This is a genomic window from Variovorax sp. 54, assembly GCF_002754375.1.
Lineage (GTDB): Bacteria > Pseudomonadota > Gammaproteobacteria > Burkholderiales > Burkholderiaceae_C > Variovorax.
Genome location: NZ_PEFF01000001.1, coordinates 1498841 through 1517182, shown reverse-complemented (window position 1 = coordinate 1517182; position 18342 = coordinate 1498841). Strand labels below are relative to the sequence as shown.

General features: G+C 72.1%; 3 protein-coding genes. All 3 read left to right on the top strand.

The genetic code is table 11. From position 1 onward, the window contains the following. The first annotated feature begins 4 nt into the window (after positions 1–4). Genes CLU95_RS06700 through CLU95_RS06690 form a run of 3 tightly spaced genes read left to right on the top strand, consistent with a single transcriptional unit; the run spans position 5 to position 18261 of the window. A complete protein-coding gene (locus tag CLU95_RS06700; RefSeq protein WP_099791592.1) occupies positions 5–3106 on the top strand; it encodes a non-ribosomal peptide synthetase in 3102 nt (1033 codons plus the stop codon). After that, positions 3103–10866, top strand: coding sequence for a non-ribosomal peptide synthetase (locus CLU95_RS06695; protein WP_099791589.1), 7764 nt, complete (start codon positions 3103–3105; stop codon positions 10864–10866). The genes CLU95_RS06700 and CLU95_RS06695 overlap by 4 nt, the downstream gene beginning before the upstream one ends. Then, entirely contained in the window at positions 10867–18261 is a 7395-nt protein-coding gene (locus tag CLU95_RS06690; RefSeq protein ID WP_257214550.1) for a non-ribosomal peptide synthetase, read from the top strand. The last annotated feature ends 81 nt before the right edge of the window (positions 18262–18342 follow it).

Below are 18342 nucleotides of genomic sequence, written 5' to 3'. Positions count from 1 at the left end.
GACCATGACCGACCCCTTCGACGACACGACCTTTCCGCTGAGCCCCGAACAACGCGCGGTGCCGGCCGATGCGCCGCGCCTGCTGCTGCGCGCCGACATCGAGGGCGCAACCGACCTCGCGCGTCTGCGCGACGTGGTGGCGCTTGTGCTGGGTGCGCACGGCGCCCTGTGCAGCGCCATCCGCGCGGTGCCGGGCTACCGCGGCCTGCGCCAGCAGTACACCGACGGCATGGCGCCGCTGGCCTGGGCGAGCGCCGATCTGCGTGATGCGCCCGGGTTTGCGTTGACCGAATGGCTGGAGAACCTGCAAGCCGTGCCGCTGGACATTGCACGCGGCGAGATGGTTCATGCCGGGCTCGCACGCACCGGCGAAACGCGCCACACCTTGGCGCTGTCCGTCCATGCCTGGGTCGGCGACCGCGGCAGCCTGCAGCACCTGTTCGACCAGATCGCCACGGCCTTCGCGGACGCGAACAGCTTCGATGCCGCCGAGGTGTTCCCCTACGCACGCTTCGTGACCTGGCGCCAGGACCTGCTCGATGGCGAAGACGCCGCCGAGGGGCGTGCCTACTGGCAGCGCTACCTCGCGCAGGCCACCACGCTCACGCCGCCACGCCTCGTGGGGCGGCAAGCTGCTGTCGCGCAACAGGCTGCGCGGGTGCAGGCCGAAGAATCCATCGACGCCGGTTTTGCAGGTCGCATCGCCGCCTGCGCCGACACGCTGGGCGCGCAGCCCGACACGCTGCTGCAGGCCGTCTGGTGGCTGCTGCTCGCGCGCCTGGACGGCACCGGCCGCTTCGCCGCCGGTTGGCAGCACGACTGCCGCCGCGACTACCCGCCGATGCAGGGCGCGGTCGGCGTGTTCGACAAGGTGCTGCCGCTCATCGTCGAGACCGCGCCCGAGACGCGCTTTGCCGACTGGTTCGACAACATCGACGGCACGCTGGCCGCGCATGTCGAGGCGCAGGAGTACTGGACCGTCGACGCACCGCCTATCGCCGCGCATCTCGCGGTTGGCTTCGCTTGCCACGAACGGCCGCGCCGCCACGGCGTCGATCTGCAATGGCAACTGGCTGCGCTGCCCGGACCGCTGTCGGCTTTCGAACTCGCCTTGCAGGTTGCATGGGACATCGATGGTGCTGCGCTGTCGGTGCATGCCGATGCGACGCGCCACAGCGAGGGGGCGGCGCAGCGCCTGCTGATGCAGTACCTCTGCCTGCTGGACGCCGTCGTCGAACGCCCCGACACCGCGCTCGGCGCGCTGCCGCTGGTCGGCGCGCGCGAGCGCGAGCTGTTGCTGCAATCGCAGGAAGCCGTGGCCGATGTCGGCTCGCAGACCGTCACGCAACGTATCGCCCACTGGGCGATCGAGACGCCCGAAGCGCCCGCACTCGAAGCAGGCGACCAGCGCCTGAACTACCGCGAACTCGACCAGCGCATCGGCCGCGTCGCCCACTGGCTGCAAGGGCAGGGCGTGACACCCGGCGCCATCGTCGCGGTGAACCTGCCGCGCGCGCTCGACCTGCCGGTGGCGATCCTCGCCGTCTGGCGCGCGGGCGCCGCCTACCTGCCGCTCGACCCCGACTGGCCCGAGGCGCGCCGCGCGGCGGTGCTGGCCGATGCGCAGCCGGTGTTCACCATCGACGCGGCATTGCCCGATGCGGTCACGTTGCCCGAAGCGCAAGGCGCATCGCAGATCGCCGCACCGAGCGACCTCGCCTACGTGCTCTACACCTCCGGCTCCACCGGCACACCCAAGGGCGTGGCCGTCGAGCAGGGCCAGCTGCAGAACTACGTGGCCGCCGCTTCGGCGGCGATGCAGCTCGACACCTGCCGCCGCTGGGCGCTCACCAGCTCGGTGGCGGCCGACCTGGGCAACACCGCGTTGGTCGGCGCGTTCTACAACGGCGCCTGCCTCGTCGTGGCGGCGCCGCACGAGGCGAAAGACGCCGAGGCCTTCGCGCGCTTCATGCGCGCACACGCCATCGACGCGCTGAAGATCGTGCCCTCGCACCTCGAAGCGCTGCTCGAAAGCGCCGCGCCCTGCCTGCCGCGCACGCTGGTGCTGGGCGGCGAGGCCGCGCCGCGCGCGCTGGTCGAGCGCATCGCGCGGCTGGCGCCGCAGTGTGCCGTCTACAACCACTACGGGCCGACCGAGGCCACGGTCGGCGTCATGGTGCATGCCGTCGAACCCGGCGCGCCCGTGCCCGAGCAACTGCCGCTGACGCGCGTGCTCGCGAACAACCGCGTGCGCGTGCTCGATGCGTCGCGCGGCCTCGTGCCGGCCGGTGGGCTGGGCGAGGTCTACATCGGCGGTGCGCAGCTGTGCCGCGGCTACCTGAACCGCACGAACGCCGACGCGTTCGTCGCCGATCCGTTCCACGCGGGTGAGCGGCTCTACCGCACAGGTGACCTCGCGTGGGTGCTGCCCGAAGGCGGGCTGCGCCTCGCGGGGCGCGCCGACCACCAGGTGAAGGTCCACGGCTACCGCGTCGAGCCGGCCGAGGTCGAGGCGGCGTTGCTGGCGCGGCCCGGCGTGCGACAGGCGGTCGTGCTGGCCGTGCCCGATGCGGCCGGTGCGGCCACGCTCGCCGCCTTCTTCGTCGCCGACAGCGAGGCGGCCGACGGCCGCGCGCTGCGCGAAGAACTCGCCGCGCTGCTGCCCGCGCACATGGTGCCCGCGAGCTGCACGGCGGTGAGCGCGTTTGCGCGCCTGCCGAACGGCAAGATCGACCGGCGCGCGCTGGCGGCGTCGGCATCGGCCCCGGCCGAAGGGCCACAGCGCACCATCGCCGCGCCGCGCGACGCGCTCGAAGCGCTGCTCGCCGACGGCATGGCCACGCTGCTGGGCAGCGGCCCGGTCGGCGTGGAAGACGACTTCTTCGAACTCGGCGGCCACTCGCTGCAGGTCATCAAGCTGGTGGCGCGCATCCGCAAGCTGCTGCAGGTCGAGGTGGCGGCCGGCGTGGTGTTCGACCACCCGACGCCCGCGGCGCTCGCCGCCGTGTTGCGCGAGGCCAGTGCCGACGCCGTCGCGCTCGAACAGATGGCGCAGACGCACCGGCAGCGCGACCTGGCCGACGAATCCGTGGGCGAGGCCGCATGAGCATCGCCATGGACGAGATCACCCGCACCGTGCACGACGGCCAGGCGGTGCCGCTGTCGTACGCGCAGGAGCAGCTGTGCTTCCTGCAGAAGCTCGAGCCCGGGCTCACGGCCTACAACCTGCCGCGCGTGTTCCGGCTGACCGGCGCGCTCGACGCCGAGGCGCTGGCACGTGCGTTCCAGGCGGTCATTGCGTGCCACGCCATCCTGCGCACGCACTTCGTCGAACACGACGGCGTGCCGATGCAGGTGGTGCAGGCCGAAGTGCCGTTCACGCTGGAGCGCATCGACCTCTCGGACCAGGGCGCAGACGCACAGAAAGCCGCTGTCGACGCGCTCGTGCGCCGCACCGCGACGCATGTGTTCGACCTGGGCCGCGCGCCCGCATTGATCGCACGACTCGCGAAGTTGGCCGACGACCGGCACGTGCTGACCGTCTGCCTGCACCACATCGTGTCCGACGCCTGGTCGAACCCGATCCTGGCGCGCGACCTCGGCGCGGCCTACGCGCTGGCGCTGCGCAGCGACGGCCCGGTGCAGCTGCCGCCGCTGCCCGTGCAGTACGCCGACTTCGCCGTGTGGCAGCGCGCCCGCGTGCAGGGCGGGGCGCTCGCACCGCAGCTCGCGCACTGGAACCGCCACCTCGGCGACGAGGTGCCGTCGCTCGATTTGCCGACCGACCGCGCGCGCCCCGCGCAGCAGACCTTCGCCGGCACCGCGCTCGGTTTCGAGCTGCCGCCGGCGCTGGCGGTGGCGCTGCAGAAGTTCTGCCGCGCCGAACGCTGCACGCCCTTTGTCGTGCTGCTCGCGGCCTGGCAGGTGCTGCTGTCGCGCTGCAGCGGGCAGGACGATTTCGCCATCGGCGTGCCCAACGCCGGGCGCCACCGCGAAGAGGTACAGGATCTGCTGGGCTTCTTCATCACGACGCAGGTGTTCCGCGCGCGGCTCGCGCCCCGGCGCACGCTGCGCGAGGTGTGCCGGCAGGTGCGCACCGACGCACTGGCCGCGCTCGACCACGCCGACCTGCCGTTCGAAGTGCTGCTGGCCAGCCGCAAGGACCGCCGCGACCCCGCGCGCAGCCCGCTGTTCCAGGCCATGTTCGGTGTGCAGATGGCCGGTGAGGCCGTCGCGCTCGATTTCGCGGGCGTGCGTGCCGAGCTCGAAGAGTTCGACGACGCGGGCGCCAAGTTCGACCTGTCGCTGGACTTCTACATCGACCCGCGCGGCGTGCGCGGGCGGCTCGAATACAACACCGACCTGTTCGACGCCACGACCGCGCAGCGCCTGGTTCGCGCCTACCAGCGCGTGCTGCAGGCGATGTCGGACGACCCCGACCGCGTGCTTGCGAACCTCGTGCTCACCGATGCGGACGACGAAGCGCGGCTGCGCGGCTGGAGCGAGAACCTGCCGCACCGCCCGTACACGCAGCCCGTGCACCAGCGCATCGAGGTGCAGGCGCGCGAGCGGCCCGAGGCGGTGGCGCTGGTGTTCGGCGACACGGTGCTGCGCTATGGCGAACTCGATGCGCGCGCCAACGCGCTGGCCCATCACCTGATCGGGCTGGGCGTGCGGCCCGACATGCCCGTGGGCATCGCCGCCGAGCGCAGCCTCGAGATGGTCGTGGGGCTGCTGGCGATCCTGAAGGCCGGCGGCGCGTATGTGCCCATCGACCCCGAGTTGCCGCGCGAACGCATCGCCTACATGCTCGAAGACAGCGGCGTGACCTTGCTGCTCACGCAGTCGCATCTGCGCGAGGCGCTGCCGGTGGCGGCGCATGTGCAGTTGCTGGCGCTCGATGCGCTCGACCTGTCGGCCGAATCCACCGCCTGCCCGCAGGTCGCGCTGCATGGCGAGAACCTCGCCTACGTGATCTTCACCTCGGGCTCCACGGGCCGCCCCAAGGGCGCGGCCAACCGCCACAACGCCCTCTACAACCGCCTGGCCTGGATGCAGGACGCCTACGCGCTGGGCGACGCCGACACCGTGCTGCAGAAGACGCCGTTCGGCTTCGACGTGTCGGTGTGGGAATTCTTCTGGCCGCTGATGCAGGGCGCGCGCCTTGTCGTCGCTGCGCCCGGTGATCACCGCGAGCCGGCACGCCTGGTCGAGCTGATCCGCGCACACGACGTGACCACGCTGCATTTCGTGCCCTCGATGCTGCAGGCCTTCCTGGCGCACGACGGCATCGAGGCCTGCACCAGCGTGCGGCGCATCGTCTGCAGCGGCGAGGCGCTGCCCGCCGAGGCGCAGGCGAAGGTGTTCGAGCGCCTGCCGGGTGCGGGGCTCTACAACCTCTACGGCCCGACCGAGGCGGCCATCGACGTGACGCACTGGACCTGCCGCGCCGACGGCCTGAACCATGTCGCCATCGGTCGTCCCATCGCGGGTTGCAAGACCTACGTGCTCGACGCGGGCCTGAACCCGGTGCCGCTGGGCGTGGGCGGCGAGCTGTACCTGGGCGGCATCGGCCTGGCGCGCGGCTACCTGCATCGGCTGGGCCTCACGGCCGAGCGCTTTGTCGCCGACCCGTTCAGCGACACCGGCGAGCGCCTGTACCGCACGGGCGACCTCGTGCGCTGGCGCGACGACGGCCAGCTGGCCTACCTGGGCCGCATCGACCACCAGGTGAAGGTGCGGGGCTTCCGCATCGAACTCGGCGAGATCGAGGCGCAGCTGCTGGCGCAGCCGCAGGTGCGCGAGGCCGTCGTGGTGGCCGACGAAGGTCCGGGCGGCACGCGGCTGGTCGGTTACGTGTCGCCGCAGCCCGATGCGGCGGTGGATGCGGCCGTGCTCAAGGCGCGGCTGGCCGAGGTGCTGCCCGAGTACATGGTGCCGGCGCTGCTGTGCGTGCTGCCGGCCCTCCCGCTCAACGCCAACGGCAAGATCGACCGCAAGTCGCTGCCCAAACCCGAGCGCAGCGGGGTGCAGGCCTACGAAGCGCCCGAGGGTGTGGTCGAGCAGGCGCTCGCCACCGTCTGGGCCGAGGTGCTCGGCCTGCCGCGCGTGGGCCGGCAGGACAACTTCTTCGAACTCGGCGGCGATTCGATCCTGAGCCTGCAGATCGTGTCGCGGCTTCGCACGGCGGGCTGGAAGCTCACGCCGCGCCAGATGTTCGAGCGGCAGACCGTCGCAGGGCAGGCGGCGGTGGCCGAACCCGTGGGCGCTGCGGTGCACGCCGAGCAGGCGGCGGCCGAAGGCGAGGTGCCGCTGCTGCCTTTCCAGGCTGCATTCTTCGAAGCCGACATGCCCGAGCGCCATCACTGGAACCAGTCGCTGCTGCTGCAAAGCCGCGAGCCGCTGGTGCTGCCCGCGCTCGAAGCCGCACTGGCGGCCGTGGTGCAGCACCACGACGCGTTCCGCCTGCGCTTCCATCAGGCAAGCGATGGCCGCTGGCAACAGGCCTACGAGCCACTGCCGGCGCGTTGGCGCGAGGAATGGCTCTGGGTGCGCGATGCGGCGAACCCCGCGCAGATCGCCGCGCTGTGCGATGAGGCGCAACGCAGCCTCGACCTCGCGCACGGGCCGCTGCTGCGCCCGCTGGTCATCCGCCTGCCGGGCGGCGACTGGCGCCTGTTGCTGGCCGCGCACCACCTCGTGGTCGATGGCGTGTCGTGGCGCATCCTGCTCGACGACCTGGCTGCTGCGTACATGCAGTGCCGCGATGGCCAGTCGGTCGCGCTGCCGCCGAAGAGCGCCAGCCTGCAAGCCTGGGCGCACGCGCTGCAGGCGCAGGCTGCCACGATGGAGGGTGAACTCCCGCACTGGCTGGCCTTCGTCGACGTGCCGGTCGCGCTGCCCTGCGCGCGACCCGACGGCGTGAACACCGTGGCGCGCCGTGCCAGCATCGCGTGGCAGCTCGACCGCGAGCGCACGCAGGCGCTGCTCAAGGTTGCTCCTGCCGCCTACCGCACGCAGGTCAACGACCTGCTGCTCACCGCACTCGGCCGCGCGCTGTGCGGCTGGAGCGGGCATGCGCAGCTGGCGATCCTGCTCGAAGGCCACGGCCGTGAAGACATCCTGCCGGCGGAGAAAACACTCGACCTGTCGCGCACCACGGGCTGGTTCACGAGCCTGTTCCCCGTGCGGCTCGATCCGATGGGGGCGTGGGGCGATGCGATCAAGCGCGTGAAGGAAGACCTGCGCCGCGTGCCGCAACGCGGGCTCGGCCATGGCGTGCTGATGCACCTGGGCACGGACGCACAGCGGCAGGCGCTGCGCGCGCTGCCGCGTCCGCAGCTGGTCTTCAACTACCTCGGGCAGGTCGACGGTGTGGTTGAGGCCGCGTGGTCGCTGGCGGCCGAAGACGCGGGCGAACCCGTCGCGGCGAGCGCGCCGCTGCTGCACGAATTCAGCGTCAACGCACAGGTGCGCGATGGCGCGCTGCAACTGACGGTGGACTTCAGCGCGGCACGCTATGCCGCCGACGACGTGCAGGGCTGGGTGAACCGCTTCGGCGACGAACTCGAGGCGCTGATCGCGCACTGCACCTCGGGCGCCTCCGGTGTCACGCCGTCGGACTTCCCGCTGGCCGGGCTCGACGCCGCGCAGCTCGACGCGCTGCCGCTGCCCGTCACGCAACTCGAAGACCTCTATCCGCTGTCGCCGATGCAGTCCGGCATGCTGTTCCACAGCCTGGTCGATGCGCAGGGCGAGGCTTACATCAACCAGCTGTGCATGGACATCGACGGCCTCGATGCCGAGCGCTTCCGCGCGGCATGGCAGCGCGTGCTGGCGCGCCACGAGATCCTGCGCAGCGGCTTCCTGGCCGACGGCGTCACGCCGCTGCAATGGGTGGCGCGCAGCGCCGAGATGCCGTGGGCCGTGCAAGACCTGCGCGAGAGCGCCGACGTGCCCGGTGCGCTGGCGCGGCTGGCCGCGTCGCAGCGCGCGAGCGGCTTCGACCTCGCGCGCCCGCCGCTCATGCGCATCGCGCTGGCGCGCACACAGGCGCAGCGCCATCACCTCGTCTGGACCTACCACCACCTGCTGCTCGACGGCTGGAGCGTGGCGCAGCTGCTGGCCGAGGTGCTGCGCAGCTACGCGGGGCAGGCCGGCGAGGCCGCACCCGGGCGCTTCCGCGACCACATCGCGTGGCTCGCAACACGCGACGCGCAGGCCGGCGAGGCGCACTGGCGCAGCGTGCTGGCCGGTGTGGAAGAACCGACGCGTCTTGCGACGGCGCTGGTGCCTCTGGTCGCGCCACGCCCGGGCAAGGCCCGCCAGCGGCTGGCCTTCGACACCGAAACCACGCGCGGCCTGCGCGATGCCGCGCGCGCCGCGCACGTCACGCTGAACACCTTCGTTCAGGCCGCCTGGGCGCTGCTGCTGAGCCAGCGCACGCGCACCGGCACTGTCGTGTTCGGCGCCACCGTCGCCGGCCGCAGCGCTGAGATGCCGGGCGCCGAGCGCATGCTGGGCCTGTTCATCAACACGCTGCCCGTGGTCGCGCGCCTGCAGCCCGGCCAGCCCGTGGGCGACTGGCTGCGCGAACTGCAGGCAGCGCAGGTCGCGTCGCGCGAACACGAGCACACGCCGCTGCACGAGATCCAGGCCTGGGCCGGGCTGGGCGGGCAGGGGCTGTTCGACACCCTGGTGGTGTTCGAGAACTACCCGGTCGATGCGGCCTTGCGCGACGACGCAGCGGCGGGCCTTCGCTTCGGCGCGGTGCGCACGCAGGAAGAAACCTCGTACCCGCTGACGCTGATGGTGCATGACGATGCGGCACTGCACATCGACCTCGTGCATGCGCTCGACGTGTGCGACGACGCGCAGGCGGCGGCGCTCGTGGGCCAGCTGCGTGCGGCGTTGCTGGCGCTTGCTGGCGATGCGGCGCAGGCAACAGGCCAGCTGACGCTGGCCGATGCGGCCGAGCGCGAGCGGTTGTCGTCGTGGTCGCGCGGTGCGTTCACGCCGGAAACGGTCGTGCCCGTTCACCACCTCATCGAACAACAGGCGAAGGCGAACCCCGACGCACTGGCGCTGGTCACGGCTGGGCATCGCCTCACCTACGCCGCGCTCAACCGCCTCGCGAACCGCTGGGCGCACCGGCTGATCGCACAAGGCGTGCGGCCCGACATGCCGGTCGCGATCGCGGTCGATCGCTCGGCCGAAACCGTCGTCGGCCTGCTCGCCGTGCTCAAGGCCGGAGGTGCGTATGTGCCGCTCGACCCGGCGTTCCCGACCGAGCGGCTGGCCTACATGGTCGAGGACAGCGGCGCCTCGCTGCTGCTCACGCGCCGCGCGTTGATGCCGCGTTTGCCCGACGCAGCGAGCGTGCAACGGTTGGCCTTCGACCTCGACGCCACCGACGACGGCATGGCTGAATGGCCCGACCACGACCCGGCGGTGCCAGTGCATGGCGAGCAGCTGGCCTACGTGCTCTACACCTCGGGCTCGACCGGCCGCCCCAAGGGCGTGGCGATGCGCCACGACGCGGTGGCGCGTCTCATCGCGTGGCAGCTGCAACGCCTGCCGGGTGCGAGCCGCACGCTGCTGTTCGCGTCGCCGTGCTTCGACGTGGCGTTCCAGGAAATGGTCAGCGGGCTGGCCGGCGGCGGCTGCCTCGTGCAGACCGCCGACGCGCAGCGGCTCGACCTCGATGCGCTGGAAGACCTGGTGCACCGCGAAGGCGTCGAGCGCATGTTCCTGACTTTCTCGGTGCTGCAGCATTTCGCCGAACAGTCGCTGGCCTCGGGCCGTCGGCTGCCGGCGCTGCGGCAGATCGTCACTGCGGGCGAGCAACTCAAGCGCACGCCCGCGCTGACCGAATGGCTGGCGCGCGAATCGCAGTGCCGGCTCATCAACCAGTACGGGCCGACCGAAACGCACGTGGTGAGCGAGTTCGTGCTCGACGGTGCAGGCCGAGAAGACCTGCCGCCCATCGGCACGCCCGCGTCGAGCGCGCGCTTGCGCGTGCTCGACGCCAATCTTCAACCCGTGCCCGTGGGCGTGGCCGGCGAGCTGTGCGTGGGCGCCGAGGTGCTGGCGCGCGGCTACCTGCATCGCGCCGGCCTGACGGCGCAGCGCTTCGTTGCCGATCCGTTCGATGGGCACGGCGGGCGGCTCTACCGCACCGGCGACCTCGTGCGCTGGCGCGATGACGGCCAGCTCGAGTACCTCGGCCGGCTCGACCACCAGGTGAAGGTGCGGGGCTTTCGCATCGAACTCGGCGAGGTCGAGTCGCAGCTGCTCGCGCAGCCCGGCGTGCGCCAGGCGCTGGTGCTGGCGCAGGAAGGGCCGGGCGGTGCGCGGCTGGTGGCCTATGCGGCCGGCGCCGAAGGCCAGCCGCTGCGCCCCGCGGCGTTGCGTGCGGGGCTGGCGACGGCGCTGCCCGACTACATGGTGCCGAGCGTCATCGTCGCGATGCCGCAGGGGCTGCCGCTGAACGCCAACGGCAAGGTCGATCGGCAGGCGCTGCCGCCGCCCGAGGCCGCGGAAGAGCGTGCCCACGTGCCGCCGCAGGGCGCCACCGAAACCGCGCTGGCGGGTCTGTGGGCGCAGGTGCTGGGGCTGTCGCGCGTGGGGCGCGGCGACAACTTCTTCGAGCTCGGCGGGCACTCGCTCGCGGTGCTCAAGCTGCGGCAGCAGGTCAAGGCGCAGATGGGCATCGACCTGCCGCTGCAGCGCTACTTCGAGCTGCCCGACCTGGCGGCGTGCGCGCAGGCGCTCGATGCGCAGGGGCCGGCGCAGGCGCAGCAGGCCGCGCAGGCCGAGAGCGACCTCGATCGCATGGATGCATTGTTGGAAAGTCTGGGGGGTTGAGTGAGCAGTAGAACGAGTAACAGCAGCAGCGAACGCGGCAGGGCCATCGCCCAACGGCTGGCAGGTTTGCCACCGGCGCGGCAGAAGGAATTCATCGCCGCGCTTCGTGCGCAGGGCATCGATTTCGGCCGCCTGCCGATCGTGCCCGACCCGGCCGCCGTGCCCGGCGCGCCGCGGCCTGCGTCGTACGCGCAGGCGCGCCAGTGGTTTCTCTGGCAGATGGACCCCGGGAGCACGGCGCAGCACATCACGGCCGCGCTCACGCTGCACGGCGCGCTCGACCTTGCGGCGCTGCGTGCGAGCCTGCAGGCGCTGGTGGTGCGGCATCCGTCGCTGCGCACGCGCTTCGGCGTGAGCGACGACGGCGTGCCGCAGCAGATCGTGTCGCCCGAGGCCGTGCTCGACCTGCGTGAAGCTGATCTGCGCGCCCACCCCGCGCAGGTGCGCGACGAGGCCGCACGCCTCGTGCGCACGCCCTTCGATCTGTCGCGCGGCGCGCTGTTGCGCGTGGGCCTGCTGCGCACCGGCGAGACCGCGCACCTGCTGGTGCTGGTGATGCACCACATCGTGTCCGATGGCTGGTCGATGCAGTTGCTGGTCGATGACTTCGGCGCGCTGTACCAGGCACACCGTCAAGGGAACGATGCCGCCGTGCTCGCTGCGCCGGCGTTGCAATACGCCGACTACGCGGCCTGGCAGCGCAACTGGCTCGAAGCGGGAGAGGGCGAACGCCAGCTCGCCTACTGGACCGAGCGGCTCGGTGGCGAGCAGCCGCTGCTGCAATTGCCTGCCGACCGCGCGCGTCCGCCGCAGGGGCCGTACCTGGCCGCGCGCCACCGGCTCGACCTGCCGGGCGCGCTGGCACACGCACTGCGCCGCCGCGCGAGCGCCGAGGGCGCGACGCTCTTCATGGTGCTGCTGGCCGGCTTTCAGGCGCTGCTGCACCGCTACACGGGCCAGGGCGACATCCGGCTCGGCGTGCCTGTGGCCAACCGCGACCGGCCCGAGACGGCCGGCATCCTCGGCCTGTTCGTCAACACGCAGGTGCTGCGCGCCGAGCTGGCTGGCCACACCACGCTGGCCCAGGCGCTGGCGCAGGCGCGCGACGCGGCACTGGGCGCGCAGGCGCACCAGGACCTGCCGTTCGAACAGCTGGTCGAGGCGCTGCAGCCCGAGCGCAGCCTGAGCCACCCGCCGCTGTTCCAGGTGATCTTCAACCACCGGCAGCAGGACCTGGGCGCGCTCGACCGGCTCGAAGGCCTGCGCATCGAACCCTGCGAACTCGACGAACAGGCGGCGCCCTTCGAACTCGCGCTCGACACGCTGGAGCAGGCCGACGGCACGCTCGGCCTGAGCTTCACGTATGCCCACGCGATCTTCGAGCCCGCCACCATCGAGCGCATGGCCGCGCACTACGTCGCAGTGCTGCGCCAGCTGGCCGACGACCCCACGCGCACCTTGCGCGAGGTGGCGCTGCTCGGTCCGCAGGAGCACGCCCAGCTGCGCGAATGGGGCGAGGGCCGGGACACCGCCTGGGACGAGGTGCCCGTGCACCGGCTCGTCGAGCGCCAGGCCGCGCTGCGGCCCGAGGCCACGGCGCTGATCGTCGACGGCGTGCCGATGCGCTTCCGCGACTTCGACGTGCGCGCCAACCGGCTCGCCCATGCCCTCATCGCGCAGGGCGTGAAGCCCGAGGACCGCATCGGCCTCGCGGTGGAGCGTTCGCCCGAGATGGTGGTGGCGCTGCTCGGCGTGCTGAAAGCGGGCGCGGCCTACGTGCCGCTCGACCCCGACTACCCGCCCGACCGGCTCGATTTCATGGCGGCCGACAGCGGCGTGCGGCTGCTGCTCACGCAGGCGCGGGTGCGCGAGCGGCTGGGCGCCTCGATACAGGCGCTGCCCGCGCTGCTGCTCGACGGCGGCGTGCTCGACAGCGGCCCCGACAGCGCACCCGATGTCGCGGTGCATCCCGAGCATCTGGCCTATGTGATCTACACCTCGGGCTCCACCGGGCAGCCCAAGGGTGTGGCCGTGGCGCATGGCCCGCTGAGCATGCACATCCAGACCATCGGCCGCGCCTACGGCATGACGCCCGAAGACCGCGAGCTGCAGTTCGCGTCGATCAACTTCGACGGCGCGCACGAGCGCATCTGGACGCCGCTGGCCTTCGGCGCCACGCTGATGCCGCGAAGCCAGGAGCTGTGGACCGTGCACCGCAGCCGCGAGGAAATGCGGCGCCACGGCATCACCGTCGCCTGCTTCACGCCGGGCTACCTGCAGCAGATGGCCGATGAACTCGGCGAGGAAGGGCGCGTGCCCACGCTGCGCTCGTACACCGTCGGCGGCGAGGCCATGGGCCGCGTGGCCTGCGAGCGCGTGATGCAGACGCTGCAGCCGCCGCGCCTCATCAACGGCTACGGACCGACCGAGACGGTGATCACGCCGACCATCGCCAAGGCTTACGCGGGCACCGCCTTCGACGCCGCCTACCTTCCCATCGGCGCGCCCGTGGGCGACCGCCGCGCCGTGGTGCTCGACACCGACATGAACCTGGTGCCGCCCGGCATGGCCGGCGAGCTGTACCTGGGAGGCTCGGGCCTGGCGCGCGGCTACCTGAACCGCGCCGGCCTGAGCGCCGAGCGCTTCGTGGCCGACCCCTTCGACACGGCGGGCGGTCGCCTGTACCGCACCGGCGACCTCGTGCGCTGGCGTGCCGACGGGCAGCTCGAATACCTGGGGCGGCTCGATCACCAGGTGAAGGTGCGCGGCTTCCGCATCGAACTCGGCGAGGTCGAGGCGCGGCTGCGCGCGCAGCCCGGCGTGCGCGAGGCCGTGGTGGTCGCGCGCCAGCGTGCGGGCGGCGCGCTGCTGCTGGCCTACGTGTCGAGCCTCGATGCGCAGCGGCCCGTCGAGGCCTTCACGCTGCGCGACGGGCTGGCACAGGTGCTGCCCGAGTACATGGTGCCGTCGGCGATCACCGTGCTCGCGGCGCTGCCGCTGAACGCCAACGGCAAGGTCGACCGCGCCGCGCTGCCCGAGCCCGTGTTCGCTGCTGCGGCCGACACCTGGGAAGCACCGCAGGGCGCGGCCGAGGAGGCGATGGCGGCCGTGTGGGCCGAGGTGCTCGGCGCGCCGCGCGTGGGCCGCAACGACAACTTCTTCGAACTCGGCGGCCACTCGCTGCTGGCCATGCAGCTGCTCGAACGGCTGCGCCGGCAGGGCTTCGGTGCGCAGGTGCGCACGCTGTTCCAGAACCCGCGTTTTTCCGACTTCGCGCGCGCCACGCTCGAAGCCGGTGCCTCGTCGCGCCCGGCGCCGGTGGTGCCCGACAACGCGATCCCCGACGGCTGCACACGGCTCACGCCGCAGATGCTGCCGTTGGTGACGCTCGACGACGTGCAGCTGCGCCGCATCGAAGCCGCCGTGCCCCGCGGCGCGGCCAACATCCAGGACATCTACCCGCTCGCGCCGCTGCAGGAAGGCCTGCTGTTCCATCACCTGATGCAGGCCGAGGGCGACGTCTACGTGCAGTCGCTGCAGATGCGCTTCGACAGCCAGACGCGGCTGCATGCGTTCATGGACTGCCTGAACCGCGTCATCGTGCGCCACGACATGCTGCGCACCGCGGTGCTGTGGGAAGGGCTGGCGGAGCCGGTGCAGGTGGTGCACCGCCATGCACCCGCCGAGATCGAATGGCTGCCGATCGACGCCGCCGCGGGCGATGTTGCCGCGCAGCTCGAAGCGCATGTGCGCCCCGGGCACTACCGTTTGGACGTGCGCCGCGCGCCCATGCTGCGCGCCATCGCCGCGCACGACGCGGCGGGCGGCGGCTGGCTGTTGCAGCTGCCGAGCCACCATTTGGCGCTCGACCATGTCTCGCGCGACCTGCTGGTCGAGGAGATCACGCTGCTGCTGCAGGGCCGCGCCGATGCGCTGCCCGCGCCCGTGCCGTTCCGCAGTTTTGTCGCGCAGGCGCGGCTCGGTGCCGACGTGGCCGAGCAGGAGACCTTCTTTCGCCGCATGCTCGGCGACGTGCGCGAGCCGACCGCCCCCTTCGACCTGTTCGATGCGCGCGGCGACGGCACGGCCGTGGAAGAAGCGCACCTCGAACTCGACGCGGCGCTGGCGCAGGCCGTGCGCACGCAGGCGCAGCGCAGCGGCGTGAGCACGGCCACGCTGTTCCACCTGGCATGGGCGTTGGTGCTGGCCAAGACCACGGGCAAGGACGACGTGGTGTTCGGCACCGTGCTGTTCGGCCGGCTCGCAGGCGGCGAGGGCGCAGGGCGCGCGCTCGGCATGATGATCAACACGCTGCCGCTGCGCGTGACGCTGGGTCGCAGCCATGCGCTGGCCTGCGTGCGCCAGACCCACGCCGCGCTGGCCGGCCTGCTGCACCACGAGCACGCGAGCCTGTCGCTCGCGCAGCGCTGCAGCGCGGTGCCCAAGGGCACGCCGCTGTTCTCGACGCTGCTGAACTACCGCTATGTGGCGCAGGCGCCCGATGCGGGTGCCGATGCCGGCGGCTGGGAGGGCATCGAGACGCTCGGCGCGCAGGAGCGTTCGAACTACGCCTTCGCGCTGTCGGTGAACGAACGCGCCGACGGCTTTGCGCTGACCGCGCAGGTCGATGCATCGGTCGGTGCCGCGCGCGTGTGCCAGTACATGCACGACGCGGTGCGCCGCGTGGCCGACGATCTCGCGCAGGCGGCCACGCACCCGGTCGCGGCCTTCGACCTGTACACCGCCGACGAGGCACAGCGCCTGCAGGCCTGGGGCGTGAACACGCCCGCGTACCAGCACACCGCGCCGGTGCATGTGCTGGTCGCACGCCAGGCCGCGCTGCGGCCCGAGGCCACGGCGCTGATCTTCGGCGACCACACGTTGAGCTACGCCGCGCTGGAGGCGCGCGCCAACCGGCTGGCGCATCACCTCGTGCGCGCGGGCGTGCGCCCCGAAGTGCGCGTGGGCCTCGCGGTGCGGCGCTCGGCCGACATGGTCGTGGCGCTGCTCGCGATCCTGAAAACGGGTGGCGCCTACGTGCCGCTCGACCCGGCCTATCCGCCGCAGCGGCTCGCTTACATGGTGGAAGACAGCGGCGTCGCGCTGCTGCTGGCCGACGATGCCGTGGTGCTCGGCCGCATCGGCATGCCGGCTGTGAAGGCGCTGACGCTCGACACGCTCGACCTGTCGAGCGGTCCCTCGCACGACCCCGGCGTGGCAGTGCACCGCGACCACCTGGCTTACGTGATCTACACCTCGGGCTCGACCGGAAAGCCCAAGGGCGTGGCCGTGGCGCACGGTCCGCTGGCCATGCACGTGCAGTCCATCGGCGAGGCCTACGGCATGACGCCCGACGACCGCGAGCTGCAGTTCGCGTCGATCAACTTCGACGGTGCGCACGAGCGCACCTGGGTGCCGCTGGCTTTCGGCGCGGCGCTGATGCCGCGCGACGAAGAGGTCTGGCCGGTGGAGCGCACCTGCGCCGAGATTGCCCGCCACGGCATCACGATTGCCTGCTTCACACCCGGCTACCTGCACCAGATGGCCGAGCTGATGGGCGAGGCCGCGAGCCGGCTGCCGATTCGCTCCTACACCGTGGGCGGCGAGGCGATGCCGCGCACCAGCTTCGCGCTGGTGCAGTCGGTGCTGAAGCCGCCGCGCGTCGTCAACGGCTACGGCCCGACCGAGACGGTGATCACACCGATGATCGCCAAGGCCGCGCCGGGCGAGGGTTTCGACGCGGCCTACATGCCCATCGGCCGCCTGGTCGGCGACCGCACGGCCTATGTGCTCGACGGCGCCATGAACCAGGTGCCGCCCGGCGTGGCCGGCGAGCTCTACCTCGGTGGCGACGGCCTGGCGCGCGGCTATCTGCAACGTGCAGGCCTGAGCGCGGAACGCTTCGTGGCCGACCCCTTCGGCGCGCCGGGTGGCCGGCTCTACCGCACGGGCGACCTCGTGCGCTGGGAGGCCGACGGGCAGATGGCGTACCTCGGGCGCATCGACCACCAGGTGAAGATCCGCGGCTTTCGCATCGAGCTCGGCGAGATCGAGGCGCAGCTGCTGGCGCTGCCGCAGGTGCGCGAAGCCGTGGTCGTCGCCAGCCAGGGCGCGGGCGGCGCGCGGCTGGTGGCGTATGTCTCGCCGCTGGCGGGTGAGCGCATCGAACCTTCGCGGGTGCGTGTGAGTCTTGCGGCGCTGCTGCCCGAGCACATGGTGCCGGCCGCGATGGTGGTGCTCGACACGCTGCCGCTCAACCTGAGCGGCAAGGTCGATCGCCATGCGCTGCCCGCGCCGGTGTTCGCTGGTGGCGACGGCTACGATGCGCCACGCGGCACCACCGAGCAGGCGCTCGCGCGCATCTGGTCCGAAGTGCTGGGCGTGGAACGCGTGGGCCGCGACGACAACTTCTTCGAACTCGGCGGCGACTCGCTGCTGAGCCTGAAGGTGATGGCGCAGGCACGGCGCCTGGGCCTGCCGGCGCTCGACCTGAAGCTGCACGACTTCCTGCGCACGCCGACCATCGCGGGGCTGCTGGGCGGGCGTGTCGATGCGCCGTCGCTGGTGGCCCTGAATGCCGTCGTGCCCGATGCGTCGCCGCTGTTCTGCATGCACGCGGCGCTGGGCACGGTGTACGACTATGCGCTGCTGGCGCGCCGCCTGCAGGGCGTGCGCACCGTGTACGGCCTGCCGTGCCGCATGCTCGCCGACCCCACACACCGCGACGTGTCGCTGGCGCGCATGGCCGACGACTACGCCCGCATGGTCCGCAAAGTGCAGCCGCAGGGGCCGTACCACCTGCTGGGCTGGTCGCTCGGCGGCGCGCTCGCGGCGGCCGTGGCGGCGCGGCTCGAAGCCGAAGGGCAGGCCGTGGCCTTTCTCGGGCTGGTCGACCCCTATGTGCCCGAGCCCGACGCAGCGATGCAGACGGTGGACGACGACGGCCGCCGCGACTTCGCCGATTTCGTCGCCTCGGCCTGGCCGGCGGCACGCCTGGACGGGCTGCTGGACATCGACGACTTCGTCAGCGACGAAGCGACGGTGGCTGCGCTGATCGCACAGGCGCGTGCGAAGGCACAGGCCCGCGGCGACGCGCTCGACATGCCGTCGCACGCGAACCTGCCCGACGACGAGCTGGCCCGCATCTTCCTCACGAGCCAGCAGCTGAAGGCGATCGAGACCGAAGCGCTCGTGCCGCTGCGTTGCCGCGCCGAATGCTGGTGGATCGCGCGGCGTCCGGCAGCGGACCGGGCCGCGCTCGCGCTGCAGCTGGGGCGGCCGGACATTGCGGGTGCCACGGCGCTCGACGAGGACCACCATGCGATCCTGCGCAGCGCGGTGTTGTTGGCGCAGTTGGGCGAGCGACTGGGCGAGGCCGAGGCCATGGCGGCTTGAGGCCCGGCCATAAAAAAACGCACGACCCGAAAGCCGGGTCGTGCGTCAAGGGCACCCTTCTGCCGGTGCCGCCCTATTTCA